Annotated in this window: 20 protein-coding genes and 1 pseudogene; 6 read left to right on the forward strand and 15 right to left on the reverse strand. The window is 65.8% G+C overall.

The annotated features are described in order from the left end of the window. The 5 genes and pseudogenes from KDB67_RS13845 to KDB67_RS13865 form a co-directional block, all read right to left on the reverse strand. A pseudogene (locus tag KDB67_RS13845) lies at window positions 1-261 on the reverse strand (hypothetical protein); the annotation flags it as partial. A 185-nt stretch (window positions 262-446) separates the two neighbouring features. Next, window positions 447-872: a heme-binding protein gene (locus KDB67_RS13850; RefSeq protein WP_291016607.1), complete on the reverse strand. Its 426-nt coding sequence runs from the start codon at window positions 870-872 to the stop codon at window positions 447-449. A 150-nt stretch (window positions 873-1,022) separates the two neighbouring features. Then, a complete protein-coding gene (gene dmpG / locus KDB67_RS13855; RefSeq protein WP_291016680.1) occupies window positions 1,023-2,087 on the reverse strand; it encodes a 4-hydroxy-2-oxovalerate aldolase in 1,065 nt (354 codons plus the stop codon). 17 nt (window positions 2,088-2,104) lie between these two features. Continuing rightward, a complete protein-coding gene (locus tag KDB67_RS13860; protein WP_291016610.1) occupies window positions 2,105-3,010 on the reverse strand; it encodes an acetaldehyde dehydrogenase (acetylating) in 906 nt (301 codons plus the stop codon). Window positions 3,011-3,133: 123 nt separating this feature from the next. Then, window positions 3,134-3,922, reverse strand: a complete 789-nt coding sequence (locus tag KDB67_RS13865; RefSeq protein ID WP_291016613.1) for a 2-keto-4-pentenoate hydratase — start codon at window positions 3,920-3,922, stop codon at window positions 3,134-3,136. 252 nt (window positions 3,923-4,174) lie between these two features. On the opposite strand from KDB67_RS13865, the gene kstD reads away from it, so the two are divergent. The 3 genes from kstD to KDB67_RS13880 all read left to right on the forward strand — a co-directional run bounded on the left by kstD (window position 4,175) and on the right by KDB67_RS13880 (window position 7,439). Further along, window positions 4,175-5,962, forward strand: a complete 1,788-nt coding sequence (gene kstD / locus KDB67_RS13870) for a 3-oxosteroid 1-dehydrogenase (RefSeq protein ID WP_291016616.1) — start codon at window positions 4,175-4,177, stop codon at window positions 5,960-5,962. A 3-nt stretch (window positions 5,963-5,965) separates the two neighbouring features. Beyond that, on the forward strand, window positions 5,966-6,823 hold the full coding sequence (locus KDB67_RS13875) for a MaoC/PaaZ C-terminal domain-containing protein (RefSeq protein ID WP_291016619.1): 858 nt from the start codon (window positions 5,966-5,968) through the stop codon (window positions 6,821-6,823). Between the two features lie 184 nt (window positions 6,824-7,007). Further along, on the forward strand, window positions 7,008-7,439 hold the full coding sequence (locus KDB67_RS13880; RefSeq protein ID WP_291016622.1) for a hypothetical protein: 432 nt from the start codon (window positions 7,008-7,010) through the stop codon (window positions 7,437-7,439). A gap of 59 nt (window positions 7,440-7,498) precedes the next feature. Here the strand turns inward: KDB67_RS13880 and KDB67_RS13885 are convergent, their stop codons facing one another. The 3 genes from KDB67_RS13885 to KDB67_RS13895 form a co-directional block, all read right to left on the reverse strand. Further along, window positions 7,499-7,639 (reverse strand): hypothetical protein, encoded by a 141-nt coding sequence (locus KDB67_RS13885; RefSeq protein ID WP_291016624.1) that lies wholly within the window; start codon window positions 7,637-7,639, stop codon window positions 7,499-7,501. Between the two features lie 148 nt (window positions 7,640-7,787). Continuing rightward, window positions 7,788-9,524, reverse strand: a complete 1,737-nt coding sequence (locus tag KDB67_RS13890) for an MFS transporter (protein ID WP_291016626.1) — start codon at window positions 9,522-9,524, stop codon at window positions 7,788-7,790. Between the two features lie 143 nt (window positions 9,525-9,667). Continuing rightward, on the reverse strand, window positions 9,668-10,258 hold the full coding sequence (locus KDB67_RS13895; RefSeq protein WP_291016682.1) for a TetR/AcrR family transcriptional regulator: 591 nt from the start codon (window positions 10,256-10,258) through the stop codon (window positions 9,668-9,670). A gap of 309 nt (window positions 10,259-10,567) precedes the next feature. Between KDB67_RS13895 and KDB67_RS13900 the strand changes: the two genes are divergently transcribed. The 3 genes from KDB67_RS13900 to KDB67_RS13910 all read left to right on the forward strand — a co-directional run bounded on the left by KDB67_RS13900 (window position 10,568) and on the right by KDB67_RS13910 (window position 14,051). Next, window positions 10,568-11,863 carry an amidohydrolase family protein gene (locus tag KDB67_RS13900; RefSeq protein ID WP_291016628.1) on the forward strand — a complete coding sequence of 432 codons (1,296 nt, stop codon included), beginning with the start codon at window positions 10,568-10,570 and terminating at the stop codon, window positions 11,861-11,863. Window positions 11,864-11,901: 38 nt separating this feature from the next. Then, window positions 11,902-12,957: a Rieske 2Fe-2S domain-containing protein gene (locus KDB67_RS13905; RefSeq protein ID WP_291016630.1), complete on the forward strand. Its 1,056-nt coding sequence runs from the start codon at window positions 11,902-11,904 to the stop codon at window positions 12,955-12,957. A gap of 479 nt (window positions 12,958-13,436) precedes the next feature. Further along, window positions 13,437-14,051, forward strand: coding sequence for a cysteine hydrolase (locus KDB67_RS13910; protein WP_291016632.1), 615 nt, complete (start codon window positions 13,437-13,439; stop codon window positions 14,049-14,051). Between the two features lie 10 nt (window positions 14,052-14,061). On the opposite strand, the gene KDB67_RS13915 is transcribed toward KDB67_RS13910, so the two are convergent. From KDB67_RS13915 to KDB67_RS13945, 7 genes are all read right to left on the reverse strand, one after another. Then, entirely contained in the window at window positions 14,062-15,243 is a 1,182-nt protein-coding gene (locus KDB67_RS13915; protein ID WP_291016634.1) for a Fic family protein, read from the reverse strand. Window positions 15,244-15,373: 130 nt separating this feature from the next. Next, complete coding sequence (locus KDB67_RS13920; RefSeq protein WP_291016637.1) at window positions 15,374-16,375, reverse strand: NADP-dependent oxidoreductase; 1,002 nt, start codon at window positions 16,373-16,375, stop codon at window positions 15,374-15,376. Between the two features lie 53 nt (window positions 16,376-16,428). Continuing rightward, window positions 16,429-17,457, reverse strand: a complete 1,029-nt coding sequence (locus KDB67_RS13925; protein WP_291016639.1) for an alcohol dehydrogenase catalytic domain-containing protein — start codon at window positions 17,455-17,457, stop codon at window positions 16,429-16,431. A 23-nt stretch (window positions 17,458-17,480) separates the two neighbouring features. Beyond that, the gene (locus KDB67_RS13930; RefSeq protein WP_291016641.1) at window positions 17,481-17,783 is read right to left on the reverse strand and encodes a hypothetical protein; all 303 of its coding nucleotides are present in this window, start codon (window positions 17,781-17,783) and stop codon (window positions 17,481-17,483) included. A gap of 26 nt (window positions 17,784-17,809) precedes the next feature. Then, on the reverse strand, window positions 17,810-19,321 hold the full coding sequence (locus KDB67_RS13935) for an AMP-binding protein (RefSeq protein WP_291016642.1): 1,512 nt from the start codon (window positions 19,319-19,321) through the stop codon (window positions 17,810-17,812). Between the two features lie 86 nt (window positions 19,322-19,407). Continuing rightward, complete coding sequence (locus tag KDB67_RS13940; protein ID WP_291016645.1) at window positions 19,408-20,997, reverse strand: aldehyde dehydrogenase family protein; 1,590 nt, start codon at window positions 20,995-20,997, stop codon at window positions 19,408-19,410. After that, the gene (locus KDB67_RS13945) at window positions 20,994-21,803 is read right to left on the reverse strand and encodes an NAD(P)-dependent oxidoreductase (RefSeq protein ID WP_291016647.1); all 810 of its coding nucleotides are present in this window, start codon (window positions 21,801-21,803) and stop codon (window positions 20,994-20,996) included. The genes KDB67_RS13940 and KDB67_RS13945 overlap by 4 nt, the downstream gene beginning before the upstream one ends. Window position 21,804: the final 1 nt, after the last annotated feature.

The raw sequence follows: 21,804 nt of genomic DNA on the forward strand, positions 1-21,804 counted from the left end.
GGAGGCGGCCGGTACGGCGGCCGGGGACTCACTCGGTTCCGCGGGCGCGGTAGGCTCCGGCGCATCGGCCAGCGGAGGCGCGTCCGGGGCGTCGGCGCCGGGTGCGGGGGCGGGGGTGGACGGCGTGGCCGGCTCCACCGGCGCGGCGGGTTCGGGCGCGGTCGGCTCGGCCTGGGCCAGCGGAAGGGCCAGCGCGGAGCAGGCCGCACCGGCGGCCAGCAGGGTCAATGCGGCGCCACGCACCGTCTTGTCGCGATTCATGGATTACTCCTGGTTCGGGGGCAACTTGGTAGTGACTTCGCGTCGGCGACGCCGCGCGTTACGGATGAGGCGGATGAGCACACGATTCGGCGCCGGCGTACGGAAAGCACGGCCCGGCCGGAGTGTTGTCGACGAAACCGCACGTTCGGCCCTCCCGCGAGGGGAGGGCCGAACGCCATGCGAGGTCAGACCGCGCCGAGCGCGTCGGTGATCACGTCAGTGCCCACCTGGGTGTGGCACGACTCCGACAGCGCCGAGACGGGCTGCTGGATCTGCTTCAGATCCTTGGCGACCTGCGGGTTCTCGGTGAAGTACACCCGGTAGGCCTGCGGGGCCTGGTCCGGGGACTGCTTCGAGATGTCCGTGAGCGCCTTGTCGGTCTCCGGGTGCTCCTGCAGGTAGGACCCCATCGACGCCGACACCGAGCTGTTGGTGGTGGCGATGCCGCTGACAGAGCACTGATCCGGCGTCGCCGGCGCGGGCGCCGCGTTGGCGGTGGGCGCGAGGATGGCCAGGGAAGCTCCCGCGGCCGCGGTTGCGAGCAGGCCGCCGGCCCCGATGCTGTACAGGCCGCGACGAACGGCGGTCATGCGGGTATTGGTCGAAACCATTCGAATTTCTCCTTCGGTCTGCGATGTTGATCGCGCCCAAAGGCCTAACCCGAACCGCACCTGCGCTAAACACCGCCGGTGACCGCACCGGCGTGTCGCGGGCGGTATCCGCGCAGGACACGCCGAGGAAACCGGGTGGTCGAGAAAAAATCAGCCGGCGGCGGCGCCAGCCTGGTTACCGGCCTGCTCGCGCTTGATCTCGAGGGCGATGTCGATGAGCTGGTCCTCCTGGCCGCCGATCAGTTTGCGCTGGCCGACGCGCAGCAACAGCTCATGGGCGGGCACGCCGTAGCGTTCGCCCTGGCGTACCGCGTGTTTGAGGAAGCTGGAGTACACCCCGGCGTAGCCCATCACCAGTGCGTTGCGGTCCAGCAGGCACTCTGCCGGCATGGCGGGCGCGACAACCTCCTCGGCGGCGTCGGCGATCTCGAAGAAGTCGATACCGGTCTTGACGCCGATCTTGTCGAACACCCCGACCAGCGCCTCGACCGGCGCGTTGCCGGCCCCGGCGCCGAACCGGCGGCAGGACCCGTCGATCTGCTTGGCACCCGCGCGGACGGCTTCGACCGAGTTGGCCACGCCCAGGCCGAGATTCTCGTGCCCATGAAAACCAACCTGCGCGTCGTCACCGAGTTCGGCGACCAGCGCGGCCACCCGGTCGGCCACGCCTTCGAGCACCAGGGCGCCGGCCGAATCCACCACGTAGACGCACTGGCAGCCGGCATCAGCCATGATCCGGGCTTGGGCGGCCAGTTTCTCCGGCGAGATGGTGTGGCTCATCATCAGGAACCCGACGGTCTCCAGGCCCAGCTCGCGGGCCAGCCCGAAGTGCTGGATCGACACGTCGGCCTCGGTGCAGTGGGTGGCGATGCGGCAGATCTGGCCGCCGTTGTCCTGGGCGGCGCGGATGTCGTCCTTGGTACCCAGCCCGGGCAGCATCAGGAACGCGATCTTGGCGCGCTTGGCGGTTTCGGCCGCCGCTTTGATCAGTTGCTGCTCAGGGGTTTTGGAGAAACCATAGTTGAACGACGAGCCGCCGAGGCCGTCGCCGTGGGTCACCTCGATGACCGGCACACCTGAATCATCCAGGGCCGCAACGATATCGCGGACCTCTTTTTCGGTGAACTGGTGCCGCTTGTGGTGACTGCCGTCACGCAACGACGAGTCGGTGATGCGGATGTCGAGGGTGTCGGAGTACTTGCGCGCATTGGCCATCAGATCAGGTGCGGTGCTCATGCCGGAACTCCTAGTTTTGCCTTGGCAATTTCGTCGCCCACCTTGGTGGCGGCGGCGGTCATGATGTCCAGGTTGCCCGCGTACGGCGGCAGGTAGTCGCCGGCACCTTCGACCTCGACGAAGATGCTCACGCGGGCGTAGCCACCGTTGATCACCGACGGCGGATCGAACTGCGGATCCTGCAGCAGCCGGTAACCCGGCACGTACGCCTGGATCTCCTTCTCCCGCTTGTGGATCGACTCGGCGATCGCATCGGTGTCGGCATCGGCGGGGATCGCGCAGAAGATGGTGTCGCGCATGATCATCGGCGGATCGGCCGGATTCAGGATGATGATCGCCTTGCCACGGGTGGCGCCGCCGATCGTCTCGATCCCCTTCGACGTGGTGCGGGTGAACTCGTCGATGTTGGCGCGGGTGCCCGGCCCCGCCGACACCGACGCCACGGACGCCACGATCTCGGCGTATTCCACCGGAACCACGCTCGACACAGCGTGCACCATCGGGATGGTGGCCTGCCCGCCGCAGGTGATCATGTTGGTGTTGGGGGCGTCGAGATGCTCACGCAGATTGGCCGGCGGCACCACCGCCGGCCCCACGGCCGCGGGCGTCAGATCGATCGCGACGATCCCGGCCGCCTCGTACTTCGGCGCGTACTCGCGATGCACGTACGCCGACGTCGCCTCGAAGATCAGGTCGGGAAGCTCACCGGAGGCGAGCAGTTCATCGGCACCACCGGACATCGTGATCAAGCCGCGATCCGCCGCCCGCTTCATACCCTCGGAGTCGGCATCGATACCCACCATCCAACGCGGATCGATCACCTCCGACCGCTCGAGTTTGTACATCAGGTCCGTCCCGATGTTCCCCGATCCGATGATCGCGGCTGTCAGTGTCTTTGCCATGTAGTCCTCACCACCGTCGAGATGTCTTGTCCAAAATCCTTGTAATGCAGCTGACTCCGCAGACGAAGCCACCCCCTCGCCGGGATGGTCGGCTTTCCGGGAAGTCCTCAGCATGCAATGCGGTCATGTGAAATCCAGAGTGACGCTGCCGAGTCCGGCGAACTCGGCGACGAAGTTGTCACCGGAGGCGATGTCGAAGGCGCGGGTGGCGGTACCGGGCAGGATCACATCGCCCTTGCGCAGCCGCACCCCGAAACTCGACACCTTGTTGGCCAGCCACGACACCGAGTTGAGCGGATTACCCAGTACCGCGGACGAATTGCCCTTGGCCACGACCTCGCCGTTGCGGGTGAGGGTGGCGTCGATGTCGCCGACGTCGATGTCGGTCATCGCCACTCGCTGCTCGCCGAGGATCCAGCCACACGAGGACGCGTTGTCGGCGATGGTGTCGACGAGGGTGATCTTCCAGTCCCTGATGCGTGAGTCGATCAGTTCGATCGACGGCACCACCCATTCGATGGCGGCGATCACGTCGTCGCGGGTGCAGCCCTCGCCGGGCAGGTCGGCGCCGAGGATGAAGCCGACCTCGACCTCCACCCGCGGGATGCACAACGCATGAAAGTCGATGGGCTCGGCTTCGTGGTACTGCATGGTGTCAAGCAGATGCCCGTAGTCGGGTTCGTCGACGCCCATCATGGTCTGCATGGCCTCCGACGCGAGGCCCACCTTGTGGCCGGCCACCTTGGCACCGGCGTCGAGCCGTTTACGAATGTTGATGAGCTGGATCTCGTAGGCGTCCACCACGTCGAGACCCGCATGGGAATCGCTGGGCCGGTCGATCGCGGTCGCGGTCCGCTCGGCCGTCCACAGATCATCGGCGATCTGTTGCCGTGTGGCCTGGTCCACCGCCATGTGGTGTCTCGCTTCCTGCTGGTACCGGGGCAATCCGTTGTCGGGCTCCGCCCATTCTAGAACACGTTCCAGTTTTTGAGGAGCCCTCGCACACACATCGTCGTAGACGCTGACATATCGGGCTACCCCAGCAACAGGCCGAACCCACTGGGCGGAATGGACACCTGTCCAACCCAGGGTGGCGGCAAGTTTCTGGAACGTGTTCTAATTTGGGGAGAACTCGTTGCATCCGTGGCGAATGAAGGGACCCCCATGGCCGACGCGACACCGTCAAGCACCACCAGCACAACCACGACTCCCGGCTCAGCCGGGTCCGAGACGTACGACGTCATCGTGGTCGGCGCGGGCGCCGCCGGGATGAGCGCGGCCATCACCGCCGCGAACAAGGGCCTCAAGACGATCCTCATCGAGAAGTCGCCGTACTGGGGCGGTTCCACCTCCCGCTCCGGCGGCGGCGTGTGGATCCCCGGCAACTCGGTCCTCAAACGCGACGGCGTCGACGACACCGTGGCCAGGGCTCGCGAATACGTGCACGCGATCATCGGCGAACACGCCCCCGCCGAGAAGATCGACGCCTACATCGACCGCGGCCCCGAGGCCCTCGACTTCCTGATGGCGCACGCCCCGCTGGAGTTCGAGTGGGTCAGGGACTACTCCGACTACTACCCGGAGGCCCCCGGCGGACGCCTGGGCGGACGGTCCATCGAACCCAAGCCGTTCGACGCCCGGCGCCTCGGCGACGATCTCAAGACGCTGCACCCGCCGTACTCCAAGGTGCCGCTGAATATGATTGTGCTGCAAAGTGATTACCGCTGGCTGAACGTCGGTTTGCGGCACTGGCGCGGCATCGCCCGCACCGCCAAGGTGGGCGGCCGGTTCTTCGTCGCCAAGACCCGCAAGAAGAAGCTGATCGCGATGGGGTCGGCGCTGGCCGCCGAGCTTCTCGTCGGCGTGCGTCAGGCCGGTGTGCCGCTGCGGCTCAACACCGGATTGACCGACCTGATCACCGAGAACGGCCGCGTCGTCGGCGTCGTCGCCGAATCCGAAGGTCAGCGGATCGAACTGCGCGCCCGGCACGGCGTCATCCTCGGTTCCGGCGGTTTCGAGAACAACCCGGAGATGCGCAAGAAGTACCAGCGCGATCCGATCGGCTCGGAGTGGACCACCGGCGCGCCGACGAACACCGGCGACGGCATCACGGCCGGCCTCAAGATCGGCGCCGCGGTGTCGATGATGGACGACGCCTGGTGGGGCCCGACGATCCCGCTGCCGCGCGGCCCGTGGTTCGCGCTGTCCGAGCGCGCGGTGCCCGGCACGTTCATGATCAACGAGCGCGGTGAGCGGTTCATGAACGAGTCGCTGCCGTATGTCGAAGCGGTGCACCGGATGTACGGCGGCGAGTTCGGCCAGGGCGAGGGTCCCGGAACCAACGTCCCGGCGTGGCTGATCATGGATCAGCGCTGCCGCAACCGCTACCTGTTCGCCGGCGTCAACGCCCGCCAGCCGCTGCCGCGCAAGTGGCTCGAATCGGGTGTGGTGGTCAAGGCCGGCACGCTCACCGAGCTGGCCGGCAAGATCGGCGTGCCCGTCGAGGCGCTCACCGCCACCACCGAACGGTTCAACGGCTTCGCCCGCAAGGGGGTCGACGAGGACTTCGGCCGCGGCAAGAGCGGCTACGACCACTACTACGGCGACCTCACCAACAAACCCAACCCGAGCCTCGGTCCCGTCGACAAGGCCCCGTTCTACGCGGTCAAGATGGTGCCGGGCGACCTGGGCACCAAGGGCGGCATCGACACCGACGCATCGGGCCGGGCACTGCGCGCCGACGGCTCGGTCATCGACGGACTGTACGCGGCGGGCAACACCAGTGCACCCGTGATGGGTCACACCTATGCAGGTCCCGGCGCGACGATCGGCCCGGCGATGGTGTTCGGCTATCTCGCGGCTCTCGACGCCGCCGAAAAGGCCGGCCCCGGCAAAGCCGGCCCCGACAAGGCCGGCGCCGACAAAGCCACGGCCGTCTCGAAGGGAGCATGAGCGATGCCCATCAATCCCGATATCGCCATCGGCGCCGACATCGGCGAGCAGTCCTACAGTTGGTCGGCCTCCGACGTGGCGCTGTACAACCTGGCCGTAGGCGCCGCGGCCGACCCGATGGACGAAGCCGGCCTCGGCTACATCCACGACTCGGACCCCAAGGTGCTGCCCTCGTTCGCGACCGTCGCACCGACATTCCACGCCACTGAGGCCCCCAAGGTCGTGTTCCCCGGAATCGACATCGACCTGGCCAAGGTGGTGCACGCCGGTCAGCAGGTGAGCATCCACCGGCCGATCCCGGCCGCCGGCAAGGCGACCACGAGCGGCCGGATCGCCGAGGTCTGGGACAAGGGTTCGGCGGCGGTCATCGTGCAGGAGTACACCACCGTCGACGACGAGGGCGAGTTGCTGTGGACCACCCGGTCATCGATCTTCGCCTCCGGCGAGGGCGGGTTCGGTGGCGAGCGCGGTGCCTCCGACAAGCGGACACTGCCCGACCGGGCACCCGATCACCGGATCGAGATCCCGACACTGCCGCAGCAAGCGCTGTACTACCGGCTATGCGGCGACCGCAATCCGCTGCACAGCGATCCGGCGTTCGCTCGGAAAGCCGGTTTCCCGCGCCCCATCCTGCACGGCCGGTGCACATACGGGGCGGTCCTGAGGGCCCTCGTCGACGAAGTCCGCGGCTCCGATGTCACCAAGGTCACGAACTTTTCGGCAACCTTCGCGGGCGTGGTGTTCCCGGGTGAGACGCTGGTCGTCGACGTGTGGGACGAGGGAGATCTGCTGGCCACCGCATCTGTCGCCGAGCGCGCCGACGCGGTGGTGCTGAAGAACATCGTGTGCGCGGAAGTGTAGAAAATCAGCTGTCCCGAATCGGCATCGGCGCGGACAGGCCGCACGAAACGCTTACCGCGACAAACAAGTACTCTCTACGACGGTAACCAGAGCACCGCTCGATTCCGCTCCGTACGGGGTGGGACCGGGGGTGCCCGACAGTGGCCGGGAGCAGCTTCGGTCCATCGTGCTTAGGGAGAGACATATGAGTGATTCGTTGCAGCATCTGCTCGAACCGGGTCGTCGCGAAGCGGTCGTCACCGACCTCGCGGCCGTCATCGACTCCGATGTGGCCGAGAAGAAGGGCCTGAGCGGCACCGCGATCAAGGCCGGCTACAACGCCGCCAACAAGTTCAAGCCGGGCCTGGTTCCGCACGCCACCGACAAGCTGCTGCCCGAGTTCGTGACCGCGCTGTCACCGTTCTGGGATTCGCGTCCCGCCGGCACCCCCTTCGGTGACCACCTGGCCGCCAATTCGGATGCGGCCGCCGAGGCCCTGCTGGCAATCACCGACGAGCACGCCGCAAGCGCGAAGGCGCCGCTCGCCAAGGCCTACAACGCCCTGCGCGGCAAGGCCAAGGAGAATGTCGCCGACGCACTCCCCCGCGTCGGTGCGGCTATCGAGAAGAACGCCTGAGGCCGCAAAGAGCGAAATGCCGGTGACTGGTTCACCGGCATTTCGTTATTTCTCGGCCCTCAAGTTGCCGAGGTCAGAATGAGCAGCAGACACACCACGACGCCGACGAGCGCGCTCAGCATCACCAGCAGGCGCCACATTCGCGCACGGACCGCGGTGAATTGTTCTCCCGACGCTGACGTGAAATCCGGTGATGCCATCGTCTCCACACTCCTGAACACCGATGCCTACTCGTGCGATTGCCTGTGCCGCACACGCTGGTGGGATTCGGCCCGATCAGCCGGACCAGGACGAGCCTGGCTGGTGTGCTATGAGACAAATGTAACCTTCCAGGGCGACTGTGTCGCATTACACGCCGGAAAATCCCGGTGAATTTGTGTTCCCGGTCACACCGACATTGGCCGGGCGATCCGACTCGTGCCGGTCTTCGGCATTGTCACCGTCCTGATCTGCGGAAGTCGCCGACCCGTCGGCCATCGCAGCACCGCCCGCGGTGGCGTCGATCCGGTTGGGAGTGATCCAGCACAGCACAGCCGCTCCTACCAGCGTCACGACGCCCACCACCAGGTAAGCGTGCCCCATCGGCACCGACCACGCCGCCCGCGCCCCGTCGGTGATCGTGGCCGCCACTCCGGGCGCCTGGTCACGCAACCCGTCGGCCACCGCCAGCGCCTCGGCGAGGGACTGCCGGACATGCTCTGCGACGGTGTCGGCCTGCCGTGAGGCCTCCTGCGTCGCCGCCGGGTTCCCGGCTGCGGCCGCCTGTCTGCCCAGGGCATCGATCTGATCGCGGGCCCGGTCGGCGGTTTCGCCGATCCGGGCATCGAAACCGGCGGCCATGATGCTGCCGGAGACCGCGATACCGAGCGCCGCGCCGAGTTCGCGGGCGGTGTCGTTGACCGCCGAGCCGACCCCCTGGTTGCCCGGCGGCGTGTTGGTCATGATCGCCGCCGTCGACGGCGCGCCGGAAAGGCCGAGCCCCACAGCGAAAGCCATCATCGGGATGAGCAGCATCCAGTACTCGTCGTAGTCGAACAGCCCCATCGTCAGGACCCCGATGCCGCCCGCGGTGATGCCGGCCGTCAGGAACAGCCGCAGCGCGTTCCACCGCACCACCAGGATGGTGGACAGCGGTGCGACGCATACCACCCCAACAACGATCGGCATGAGCGCGACGGCCGACTTGAGCGGCGAGTAGCCGAAGATCAATTGAACCTGCTGCAGAAACACCACGAACAGGCCGAACGACAGGAAGAACTGCACCAGCACCGATAACGATCCGGCCGCAAAGGCTCGGTTGCGGAACAGATTCACATCCAGCAGCGGCGACAGGTTACGTGCCTCCGCCCGGTAGAAGCCGACGACCAGCCCCATGCCCCCGATGAGGCACACCAGCACCAGCGGCGACGTCCAGCCCTTGTGCGGTGCCTCGATGAGCCCGAAGATCAGCATCGTCACCGCGGCCACCGACGTCAATGCGCCGATGAAGTCGAACGGACCCGGATCGGGGTCCTTGGAGGTGGCGATGGTCAGCGACAGCACCAGGATCGTCACCGCCATCACAGCGAACATGATGAAGATCGACTTCCAGGAGAAGAACTCGAGCAGCACGCCGGTGATGAGAATGCCGAAGATCGCGCCGGCACCCACGACCGCCGCCCAGATGCTGATACCCAGTTCCCGCTTGTCGGCGGGGACGCCCGTGGTGATCAGCGACAATGTGGTCGGCATGATCAGCGCCGCACCTACCCCGCAGGCCGCCCGCGAGATGATCATCGAGACCGGATCGGTGCACCAGATCGCCGCCAGCGAGGCCACACCGAAGATGATGAGCCCGACGATCAGTACTTCCCGCCGCCCGAGTCTGTCGCCGAGCGCACCCGCCGGCAGGAGCAACGCCGCCAGAGCGAGTGTGTAACCATCCATGATCCAGGTCATCTGACCGGTATTCGCGCCGGTGACCAGCGCTATCTCCGGCAGCGCCGTCGTCAGCCCGGCCATCGCCGCGATCACCATCGACACTGCCACCGACGCCACGGCGATCACCCATGCCGATCGCAGATCCATGGCGCGCAGCTTCTTCATCGGTGACCTCCTGGCCCGTCGGCACCGGGGAAGGCCAACTATCCGCACACGCTACTTCGTTGACTGTGGTCAGCGAAAGAGATTCGGGTCAGCGAAAGAGATTCGGGGTCAGCGAAAGAGATCGGGTCAGCGAAGAACCGGCGTCAGCCGCGCATGCCGACGATCATGTCGGTCAGCAGGTCGACCATCTCGTCCTCACTCACCGTCACCGACTGGGCCCGCACGGTGTGCCAGGACCGATCGAGCAGCCCGAACACCGCACTGCCGACGACCTCGGGCGAGTGCGCGCCCGCACCGGGCAGCCCCTGCCCGAGAATCCACGACACCCGGGTCTGCATGCGCCGGTATCCCGCGCGGAAGCCGTCGTCGTCGGGACCGGAATGCGCCCCGGCCATGGCGAACGCACCGTGCCGGTCCATGTAGACGAAGTAGTCGCGGACGAACCCGCGTACGTCGTCGGCCGAGCTGCCCGCGGGCAACGCGCTCCAGCCCGCGAGCACCTCACGCAGGTCGCGGTAGGCCCGCTCGGACAGGATGTCGAAGATCTCGCGCTTGTCCTTGAAATAGGTGTAGAAGCCGGCCCGGGATATCCCGCAGGCCTCGGTGATGGCGTTGACCGCCACCCCGGCGTAGCCGCGCTCGTAGAACAGCTTCCGTGCGGCGTCGAGGATGGCCTCGCGGGTTCGTTCGGCGCGACTGCCGCCGGCCACCCCGATCCTGCGCGGCTCCGGCACGCGTGCATCGGCAGTCTCCGGCCCGCGTGCATCGGCCGACTCCGGCCCGCGTTCATGGGCCGGGTGAGGTCCGGATACATCGGCGATCGTCACGACAGCGAGCCTACTGGACACAACTGTCAAGTTCTATATAGCAAGGTCAGAAATATAAATAGCTGGTTATCGAGTGAATGTTGACACACCCGTCAAGAAGTGCCAAGCTCAATGTCAGCCCACCCGGACCAGTCAGCCGTTCCCGTCGACCGGCACATCTCCCATAACCCATATCGTAAGCGCTACAGTATGGGAAATGACGAAAGGAGCTCTGCCATGGAAATGAACGACATGATCTTGATGAGCGTCGACGACCACATCATCGAGCCGCCCGACATGTTCGACAACCACCTGCCCGCCAAGTACAAGGACGACGCCCCGCGGCTGGTGCACATGGACAACGGCGCCGACATGTGGAAGTTCCGCGACCGCATCATCCCCAACGTCGCACTCAACGCCGTCGCCGGACGGCCCAAGGAGGAGTACGGCCTGGAGCCCGAGGGACTCGACGAGATCCGGCCCGGCTGTTACGACGCCGCCGAACGCGTCAAGGACATGAACGCCGGCGGTGTGCTGGCAGGCATGAACTTCCCGTCCTTCCCCGGTTTCGCCGCCCGTCTGTTCGCCACCGAGGATTCCGATTTCTCCCTGGCGCTGGTACAGGCCTACAACGACTGGCACATCGACGAGTGGTGCGGGGAGCATCCGGGCCGGTTCATCCCGATGGGACTGCCGGTGATCTGGGACGCCGAGCTGTGCGCCCAGGAGATCCGCCGCAATTCCAAGAAGGGCGTGCATTCGCTGACATTCACCGAAAACCCTGCTGCACTGGGCTATCCGAGTTTCCACTCGGACTACTGGGATCCGGTCTGGCAGGCTCTCGTCGACACCGACACGGTGATGTGCGTGCACATCGGGTCATCGGGCAAGCTGTCGATCCCGGCCGTCGACTCCCCGCCGGACGTGATGATCACGCTGCAGCCGATGAACATCGTCAACGCCGCCGCCGACCTGCTGTGGTCGGCGCCGATCAAGAAATACAAGGATCTCAAGATCGCCCTGTCCGAGGGCGGCACCGGCTGGATTCCGTATTTCCTCGAGCGCGTCGACCGCACCTTCGACATGCATTCGACGTGGACACTGCAGAACTTCGGCGGCAAGCTGCCCAGCGAGGTGTTCCGGGAGCACTTCCTCACCTGCTTCATCTCGGACCCGCTCGGCGTCAAGCTGCGCCACGAGATCGGCGTCGACAACATCTCGTGGGAAATGGACTATCCGCATTCGGATTCCATGTGGCCCAATGCCCCCGAGGAACTGTGGAATGTCTTCTCCGAGGCGCAGGTTCCCGACGACGAGATCAACAAGATCACCTTCGAGAACACCATGAAGTGGTACAACTTCGACCCGTTCAAACACATCCCGAAGGAGCAGTGCACCGTCGGGGCCCTGCGTGCGCAGGCGGAGGGTCACGACGTCTCCATCCGGGCACTGAGCCACCACCAGACCAGCGCCGAGGAAAAACTTGCCGCGTGGGAGCAGCAGATTCAGGCCGCCGCCGCGCAGCAGACGTAGCACCGCAGACTTAACAGCCCGCACAGAGGAGTATCGCCATGGAAGTTCCGTTCACGTGGTTCGCGACCGGTTGGTATGTGATCGGCTGGTCCGAGGAGTTCGAGCAGGGCCAGACCAGGCCGTTGCACTATTTCGGCGAGGACCTGGTCGGCTACCGCGACGACAACGGTGAGATCCACGTACTCACCGGCAACTGCAAGCATCTCGGCGCGCACCTCGGCTACGGCGGCAAGGTCGTCGGCGACTGTATCCAATGCCCATTCCATGGCTGGCGCTGGGGACCCGATGGCAGGCACGCATATATGCCGTCGGAGCCCGGGCGGACGATGAAGACGATGCGGCTGCGGTCGTATCCGATTCACGAGCAGTATGGCGTCGTGTTCATGTGGTATCACCCGCACGGCGAGGCACCCCGCTGGTCGCCACCGGATATCTTCTCAAAGTTCCCCGAGGTCACCGACACTCCGGACAAGTACTACCGGTCGTATCCGGAGTTCTCGGTGAAATGCGAGAACGAGAACGTCCACCCGCAGATCGTCGCCGAAAACGCCCCGGACAGTGCACATTTCCGCTACGTTCACCACGCCACCGTCACCCCGGTCTGCCTCAAGTGGGAGATCCAGGACAACGAATGGCAGTTCCTCACCGGCTGGCCCGACGTGAGCAGCGAGGACCCGAACGCGATGTCGCTGCGCGTGCACAGCCACATCGCCGGTCTGGGCTACGCGATCACCGCTTTCGAAGGCGTGCAACAACATCGGCTGATCTTCGCCTGCACCCCCACCGACCAGGGCAAGTCCGACCTGTTCTACACGATCTGGTGGCCCAAGCCCGAGGGCGAAACCTCCGACGTACCACCGCCGGAAGTCCAGAAGCTGGTGGAAAAGCGTTTCCTGCAAACGGTGTGGGACGACCTGAGCATCTGGCGCTACCAGAAGTACGTCGAGCGCCCCCCGCTCGACCGGATCGACGCCAAACCGTATATGGCCATGCGCCGCTGGGCACTGCAGTTCTACGACGTCGACGCCGACTGGCGTCCCGGCGACCCGCCGAGCAAAGCCGAGGAGACGGTGGGCGCGGGCGCTGCGACGTAATGTCCGTACCCCGCACGCTGATCGACCACCTCGGTAGTTGAGTCATATCGACATGCCCGACGGCTCGTCTGCCGGACAACAGAATCCGCGTCAACGCGATCACCCCCGGCCCCACCGACACCGAAGTCCACCGACTGGCTCTCCCGAGTGACGGCGATCCGCCCGTCATCGGCACTGTCGAGGACACTTTGCACCATCTACTCAAGCTCGCGACGTCGATCGACCCCGATGAAGCTCACGAACAACTCCGCCCCCACCACCAGGCGATTGTCAGATTAGAGCACCTCTAATCTGACAAGGATCTACCAAAACTGCGATTCCTTGTGAGATTAGGCCACCGCTAATCTCACGAAGGTTCGCGTGATGGCTGGATCCGTGTGAGATTGCGGCCGACGACCGGAACGGCGTCGAGCGCAGTACTGAGATGGTTACTATTGGTTCAACAGTAGCCTTGCACACCAACTGATACGGAGCCCACGGTGGCACGACCCCTTGCCGAGCTCGTCCGGCCTGCACACACCGCGATCGTCACACAGGAATGCCAGGAGGCGGTGGTCGGCGCGAATGCGGGACTGGCCGCGCTCGCCGAGGAAGCACAACGCGAGGCGGTGCCCAATATCGCGCGGCTGCTTCCGGTGGCGCGGGCGGCCGGCGTCAGCGTCATCCATTGCGTCGTGACCCGGCGCGCCGACGGCCGCGGCTCCAATCACAACGCCGCCCTCTTCGCCTACGGCGCCAAGACACTGTCGGCCGAGCCCGGTAGCCACGGCGCCGCGGTCGTACCCGAACTCGGTCCTGAGCCGTCGGACCTCGTGCTCACCCGACTGCACGGCCTCGGCCCGATGTGCGGTACCGACCTCGACTCGGTCCTGCGGAACCTGGGCGTGACAACGATCGTCCCAGTCGGTGTTTCGCTGAACGTGGCGATCCCCAACTTCATCATGGACGCGGTCAACAAGTCCTACGACGTCGTACTCCCGAGCGACGCCGTCGCCGGCATCCCCACCGACTACGGCCGAGCCATCCTCAAGAACACCCTCTCGCTCCTGAGCACCGTCGTCACCACCGACGAACTCATCGAGATCTGGAGCTGAGCCCGGAAATCTATTGCTCGTAATTCGTTGGGGCCTCGATGATCTCGAAGACGTCGCGAGCCAAATAGACAGTGCGGGAACCCTTTCCCAGACCTCCGTACCGGGAGACCCAGCCCAGTTCCTCCGCCTTTGCGAGCAGGTTCCGCGCACCTTGCGTCGTAATCGGACCGCCGGAGTTCGCGAACGACAGCTCGATTCGGCGCGCATGGATGAACGGCGTACCGAAGATGAGGGGGATGAGCGCTGCCACACGCGATCGCTCCATCTCCACCTGCCGGTAGTAGCGTTCCCTGAGTTCGACGAGGCGACCCGCTCTCGAGACCGCATCCTCGGACTGTCTCCGAACGGCGACGAAGAAGAATTGCAAGTACTCTTGAACCTCTGCGCGCTCACGAATACCTTGGAGCCGTTCGTAGTACTCGCTCCGGTTGGCTTCCAGGTAACCGGACAGATACAGCAGAGGTCGGGTGAGACGCCCCGTCGACATCAGAAAGAGTCCCACCAGAAGCCTCCCGATACGCCCATTGCCGTCGAGGAACGGGTGAATGGTCTCGAATTGATAGTGCGACATGGCCGCGCGTACCAACGTCGGCACCTGTGAAGGTCGGTTGACGTAGTTCTCCCAGTCCGTCATCAGCTCACCGATGTACTCGGGCAGCGGCGGCACGAACCGCGCCGAATTCGGAGTCGCACCGGCCGCACCGATCCATACCGGTGAGCGCCGAAACTCGCCCGGGTGACGCTCCTGCCCCCGTACACCCGCCATAAGTTCGGCGTGCACCTGCCTGATCAGACGTTCGGTGATCGGCAAGTCGGCCGTCAAAGAGATGGCCAGGTCGGTCGCAGCCAGATAGCGCTCGACCTCCGCGACGTCGTCAGTGACCGGTCCGCCGTCACGGGCCTCGGCTTCGAGAACCTCCGACAACGAGGCGTTGGTGCCCTCGATCCGGGTACTCGCCAACGCCTCCTTTCGAACGAACGATCCGAGCAGCATCTCCGGATCACGGATCAGCCTGCCCAGTCCGTTCAAGAGTCCCAGCGCGGCATCGGCCTCGGACAGTGCCAAGACGGTGAGGGGGGCGAGATCGATATCTGTAGGGATCGGATGCGGCCGGTAGTAGGTGAACGACGCTGCCCCGACACCTATGGCCGGGCGACCGAACGCTCCGTCGACGAACTTGGCTGCATCCATATGCCCAAAGTAGCAAGTAAAACGTCGTTTCACTTTGCAGGTGCAAAGTAAAACGACGTTTTACTTTGCACTTTGCTCCAGATGCCAAATCAACTTTGCACCTCGACTCCGCTTGGCGACGCCCCGCCGGTCAGACCTTGAGGACGAGTTTGCCGGTGTTGACGCCTGCGTACAGGCCGAGCAGCGCTTCCGGGAAGGCCTGCACGCCGCCGTCGAGGGTCGTTTCGCGGGCGACCAGACGGCCGTCGGCGATCATCGCGGAGATGGCGGCGACGGCTTCGGGGTAGCGGTCCTCGTAGTCGAAGACGACGAAACCGGTCATCGTGGCCCGGAAGACCAGCAGCGACATGTAGCGCTTGGGGCCAGGCGGGAGGGCCTCGTCGTTGTAGCCCGCGACAGCGCCACAGATGACGACGCGGGCACCGCGCCGCAGGTTGGCCAGAGCGGCGTCGAGGATGTCGCCGCCGACGTTGTCGAAGTAGACGTCGATGCCCTTGGGTGCGACCTCGCGCAGTCGTTTGAGGACGTTCTCGTTCTTGTAGTCGATGGCGTCGTCGAGGCCGATCTCCTTGAGCCAGGCCACCTTGCCGGGGCCGCCGGCGATGCCGATGACGCGGCAGCCCTCGGCCTTGGCGAGCTGGGCGACGACGCTGCCCACCGCACCCGCGGCCGCCGACACGAGCACCGTCTCCCCCGCCTTGATGCGGCCCACGTCGTGCAGCCCGAAATACGCGGTCATGCCCGTCATGCCCAGTGCGCCAAGCCAAGTCGGGGCACCGGCGACGCCCAGGTCGATCTTGTAGACACCTGTGCCGTTGCTGAGCGCGTACTCGACGACGCCGAAGGTGCCCGCGACGGTGTCGCCGACGGCGAAGTCGGGATGCCGCGACGCGACGACGCTGCCGGTGCATATCGCGCGCATCGCCTCACCGATCTGGACCGGCGGAATGTAGGACCGCACGTCGTTGAGCCAGCCCCGCATCGCCGGGTCGAGGGAGATGTAGTCGACCTTCACCACCAACTCGCCCTCACCCGGTTCGGGCACCTCAACGGTCGCCGAACTCCACGTGTCGTCGTCCGGGTATCCGGTGGGACGGTTCGCGAGATGAATTTCGTTCGACGACCACGACATCGGGGGCCTCCTACGGGACGGTTGGGTTCCTTCGCAGGCTAACCCTACTTGAATCATGATTCAAGTAGACCCGGCTGCACCAGCACCTTGACGTCCGGGCTCGTTCCGGATGCGAGTTCGTGAAGTTTGGCGTCGACCTGGTCGAGGCCGATGACCGAGGTGATCAGGGCATCGGAATTGACGCGGCCGGAGGCGAGGGCGTCGAGCGCCTCGGCGAAGTCACGGCGGCTGTACGCGGTGGAGCCGACGATGGTCAGCTCGTTGACGGCCAACAGCATCGTGTAGATCTCGGACGCCTCGACGGTGATACCGAGGATGACGACGGTTCCGGCGTAGCCGAGCACACTCAGCGAGTGCGCGAGCACCGCCGCATTACCGGTACAGTCGAGCACGGCCCGTACCGGACCCGCGAGCTGCGCCGCCCGCGCGAACAGGTCGTCGGGCGCGGTAGCCGCGACCCCGAATCGTTCGGCAAGCTGGCGGCGATCCGGATTCGGTTCCACCACAAGCACATCGGTGATTCCGCGGGCATGCAGCGCCTGCGTCGCCAGCAGCCCGATCGGGCCGGCTCCCATCACGACAACGCTGTCACCGGCCTGGGCACCCGAATGCCATACCCCGCGCAGGGTCACCGCCAACGGTTCCGTGAGGGCTGCGGTCCGCAGGTCCAGACTGTCGGGCACCGCGAACAGCATCCGCGCGGGAACCACCACCGATTCGGCGAGAGCACCCGCACGTCCGAGGCCCGGTCCCTGTGTCAGGCCGGCCACGCAGACGCCGGTGCCGTCGGCCCGCCGGCACGCGAGGCACTCGCCGCACTCGTCGATGGGCAGCACCACCACGTTGTCGCCGACCGACCAGCCTTCGACACCGGACCCGAGTTCGCTGATGGTGCCGGAGAATTCGTGGCCCAGCACATGCCCGGTCATCGGCTCGGGTGTGTCGAAGAACAGGTGCAGGTCCGACCCGCACACGCCGCAGTAGGCGACGTCGACACGCACCTCGTCGGCGGTGAGGGGTACGTCGGCGGTGGACTGAACCGATACGGCCCGGTCGGCCCCGATAACAGCGACATTGCTCATGACTTAGGTCGGATCCCCCAGCCTCAGTCGCTGGACGGCAGGGCCTTGGATTCCTTGAACACCAGCAGGGTGTCGCCGACCGACAGCGAACCCTTGCCTGCCTTGGTGACCAGCACCTCGGCTCCGTCGGCGTCGACGTAGCGCTTGCCGAGGACCGCGCCGTCGGCGAACGCCTCGTTCAGCGTGGCGCCGGCGTCCTTCTCGCCGCCGACCGCGATCATCGGCGCGCCACCGCAGCGCAGGTCGTCGAGGCTGTCGGCGGCGGCGATCACGATCACCTGGGTGTCGCACACCTGGCTCTCGAAGCGGGTTCCGTTCTTCACCATTCGTCTACTCCTAAGTTCTCGGGCTGCTATTCCGCTGTAGCGGGGGTCAATTCGTCCACCAGCACGCGGCGGAGGATCTTTCCTGTTGCGGTAGAGGGTAGTTCGTCCCGGAACACCACGTGGTCGGGGGTGCGGGAGCCACGCAGCTTGGTACGGGCGAACTCCCGCACGGCGTCGGCGTCGAGATCGGCCTCGGTAACACCGTCCTCACGCACGACGACGGCCACGATCGCCTGTCCCCATTCGGGATCGGCGACACCGATCGCGACGACCTCACGGATCTGCGGGTGCTCCACCAGCGCGTCCTCCACCTCGGCGGGGGCGATGTTCTCACCGCCGCGGATGATGGTGTCGTCGGAACGGCCGCCGATGAACAGGTAGCCGTCGGCGTCGATGCTCGCGATGTCCTTGGTGGGGAACCAGCCTTCGGCGTCGAGGACCGATCCGATACCGGTGTACTTACCCGATACCTGCGGGCCACGGATGAACAGTTCACCGGTCTCGTCGGCACCGAGCACCGTGCCGTCGGCGTCACGGATCTGCAATTCGATGCCGGGCACCGCGCGACCCACCGAACCCAGGCGCCGGGCGATTGCCGGATCGTCCGATCCGTACGCCTCGCGATGATCGTCGGGACCCAGAACCGCGATGGTGGAGCTGGTTTCGGTGAGACCGTACGCGTTGACCAGGCCCACGTCGCCGAGCAGGTCGAGGGTGCGGCGCACGAGCGGCTGCGGCACCTTGGAACCGCCGTAGGCGAGGTTGCGCAGCGTGGGCAGCTCGACCGGGTCCTTCTCGTAGGCGGCGATGATGCGGTCGAGCATCGTGGGCACCACAGTGGCGTTGGTGACTCCCTCGTCGTGGACGAGGCGCAGCCAGGCGGCCGGGTCGAAGCGCTGCAGGTAGATGGCGCGACGGCCCGCGTACAGGTTCGACAGCGCCGCACTCACGCCGGCGATGTGGTACGGCGGTACACAGATCAGGGCGGCGTCGGCCGGGTCGGCGGAAGCGAAGTCGACGGTGCCCATCACGTAGCTGGTGAGGTTGGCGTGGGTGATCTCCACGGCCTTGGGCTTGGAGGTGGTGCCGGAGGTGAACAGCACCACCGCGAGCGCATCCGGGTCCACGTCGCCTGCCGGGGCCTCAGCTCCGGAGGCTGCGCCGACGTCGAGGAAGTCGGCCGAGTCAAGCACCGGAACGCCCGCGGCAGCGGCGACAGCCGCGTAGTCGGCATCGGCGACGACCACCGCGCCGGGCAGCCGCTCGATCAGTTCCACCAGCGCGTCGGTGGTGAGCCGGTAGTTGAGCGGCGCGAACGGCACCCCTGCCCGCGCGGATGCGAACAGCAGCACCGGCATCGCCGCCCCACCGGTGCCCACATAGGCGACGCACTGGGCACCCGACTCCGTGATCCGGGCGGCGGCCCTATTGACCAGCGCGTCGACCTGCCCCAGCGTCAGCCGCAGATCGCCGTCGACGATCGCTTCCTTGTCCGGGTCCATCGACACCGGCATTTCCAGCAATATCGCAATACTCATGACATTTCCCTACCCGCAAGCCTGTGTGATGGGTACTCTCGGCAAGCACCTATGTGACCTGTACGACGAAGCATGGTCGCTATATCTCATACCATGCGCAATCGTCGGCGAACACGTCTGCGCTCACGCAGCAGCATGAGGTCCATCCCCTTGCGTGCCGCGGTCCCGAAGGGTGGAACCGCACTTGACGTGGTGATACGCATCGGCAGGTCCGTACCGACCACCGACCGGTCATGCGAGAGCCGATCGAATCCGGCCTTGCCGTGATAGGCACCCATCCCGCTGTTGCCGACACCGCCGAACGGGGCGTCCGAGGGCAGCATATGGATGCCGAACTCGTTGCGCGCCACGCCACCGCTGCGGGTGCGGCGCACGAAGTCGCGGAAGTCGGCGGTGTCCGGACCGAACCAGTACGCCACCAGCGGTGCCGGTTTGCCGGCCAGGGCGTCGATGACCTCGCCGACGCGAGTGTAGGTGGAGATGCCGAGGACCGGCCCGAAGATCTCCTCACCGGCGATCGTCATGTCATCGGTGATGCCGGTGACCAGAGTCGGCGCGATCTTGCGCGTATCCGGGTCGGGATCCACCTGGTGGACCGGCGCGACCACCGTGATATTGGCACCCTTGTCCCGGGCATCGTCCACCAGCCCCCGGACGCGCCGGTAGTTGGCGTCGTTCACGCACGACGGATAGTCGGGATTGTCGGTGACGGTCGGGAAATGCTTACGCAACGCCTTGACGGCCGACGCCACGAATACATCGAGCGATTCAACCGGCACGTACACGTGATCGGGGCAGATGCACACCTGACCGCCGTTGGCCATGCGGCCCAGCGCGATCCGCTGCGCGGCTTCAACGATGTCGGCGTCGCGGGACACCATCACCGGATTCTTGCCGCCGAGTTCGAGAGTCACCGGCACCAGGTTGGCCGCCGCCGCGGCCTGGATGCGCTTGCCCACGCCGGGTGAGCCGGTGAAGAAGAGGTGATCGAACGGCAGTTCCGAGAACGCGGTGGCCACCGGCAGGTCACCGGTCACCACGGCCAGTTCGATCGGATCAAAGTACTTGTCCGCCAGAGACTTCAGTGTTTCGGCGGTGTTCGGGGTGATCTCGGACATCTTGATCATCACCCTGTTGCCCGCCGCGAAGGCGGCGGCGGTGGGCATGATGACCAGGTGCAGCGGGAAGTTCCACGGCCCGATGACGCCGACGACGCCGAGCGGAGTCGGTACCACCTCGGCACTGAGACGGGTGATCCTGCTTCCCCGCAACGCTTTTCGTGGACGCATCCACTTCTTGAGGTTCTTGCGGGTGTGCGCGATATTCCCGATCATGCCGACGATCTCGGTCGAGAGAGTCGCGGTATGCGACTTGGACCCGAAGTCCGCCACGATCGCGTCGACGAGTTGATCGGAGTTCTCCAGCACCAGCGCGAGCAACCTGTCGATACGGTTGCGGCGCAAAGCCACCGACGGCATCGGATCGGCCAGGTGCGCGGCCCGCTGGGCGTCGAGAAGTCCCTGCAACGACGCCGCCATATCCCCCGTCGCTACGCTCGCCCCGACATCCCCCGTCGCTACGCTCGCCCCGACATCCCCCGTCGCTACGCTCGCCCCGGCCGGATCCGGGGCATGATCATCCCCGGACCCGGCGGCGCGCAGTTGCGTCACCGTCACGACAACTCGATCGGTCCGTCATCGACCACCGTCTTGAGCCACCCGACGTCCACACCCGAATCGGCGGCGGCCAGCGCCGCGGCCTTGACATCCTTACGCAGGAACGGACCGGCGATCTTGCTGAACGTCTCGACGTCGCCGAGCCCCTTGAACGCGCCGACCGCGTAGCTGCGGCCGCTGCAATGCCCGATCGCATTGAGCAGATCCGCCGACTCGATACCCAGTTTGGCACCGAGTTCCACTGCCGCGGCGGCGAGTTGGGCGTTGGCCGCGAACAGGATGTTGTTGACCAGCTTCAGATTGAGCGCGGTACCGAGGTCGCCGGTGCGGATGACCTCCTTGGAATAGGCCAGCACCACCGACTCGGCCTGCTTGACCGCCGCCTCCGGACCGCCGAGCAGCACCGTCAGCACACCTTTGGCGATGTCCTTGGCGGTACCGCTGATCGGGCCGTCGAGAATCGTCGGTCCGTCCGGATACTTCTCGACCAGTCCCTGTAATGTGCTGACATTGCCGGTGGTGTGCGAGATGACGACGCTGCCCTGCTTGGCGTTCTCCATGAAACCGTCAGGGCCCTGAGCGATCTCGGACAGCTGGGTGTCAGAGAACAGGCACAGGATCAGTACGTCGGCACGCGATGCGGCCTGCGCCACCGAGTCGACGATCGTCGCGCCCGCGGCGCCCAGCTTCTCCCGGACCTCGGAGCGTCGGGCATAGAGCACCACCTCGTGGCCGGCGGCGAGCAGGCGCTGCACCATCGGCTCACCCATCTGCCCGGCGCCGACGAATCCGATCACTTCAGCCACA

The sequence above is a fragment of the Gordonia sp. (in: high G+C Gram-positive bacteria) genome (genome assembly GCF_020438995.1).
GTDB lineage: Bacteria > Actinomycetota > Actinomycetes > Mycobacteriales > Mycobacteriaceae > Gordonia.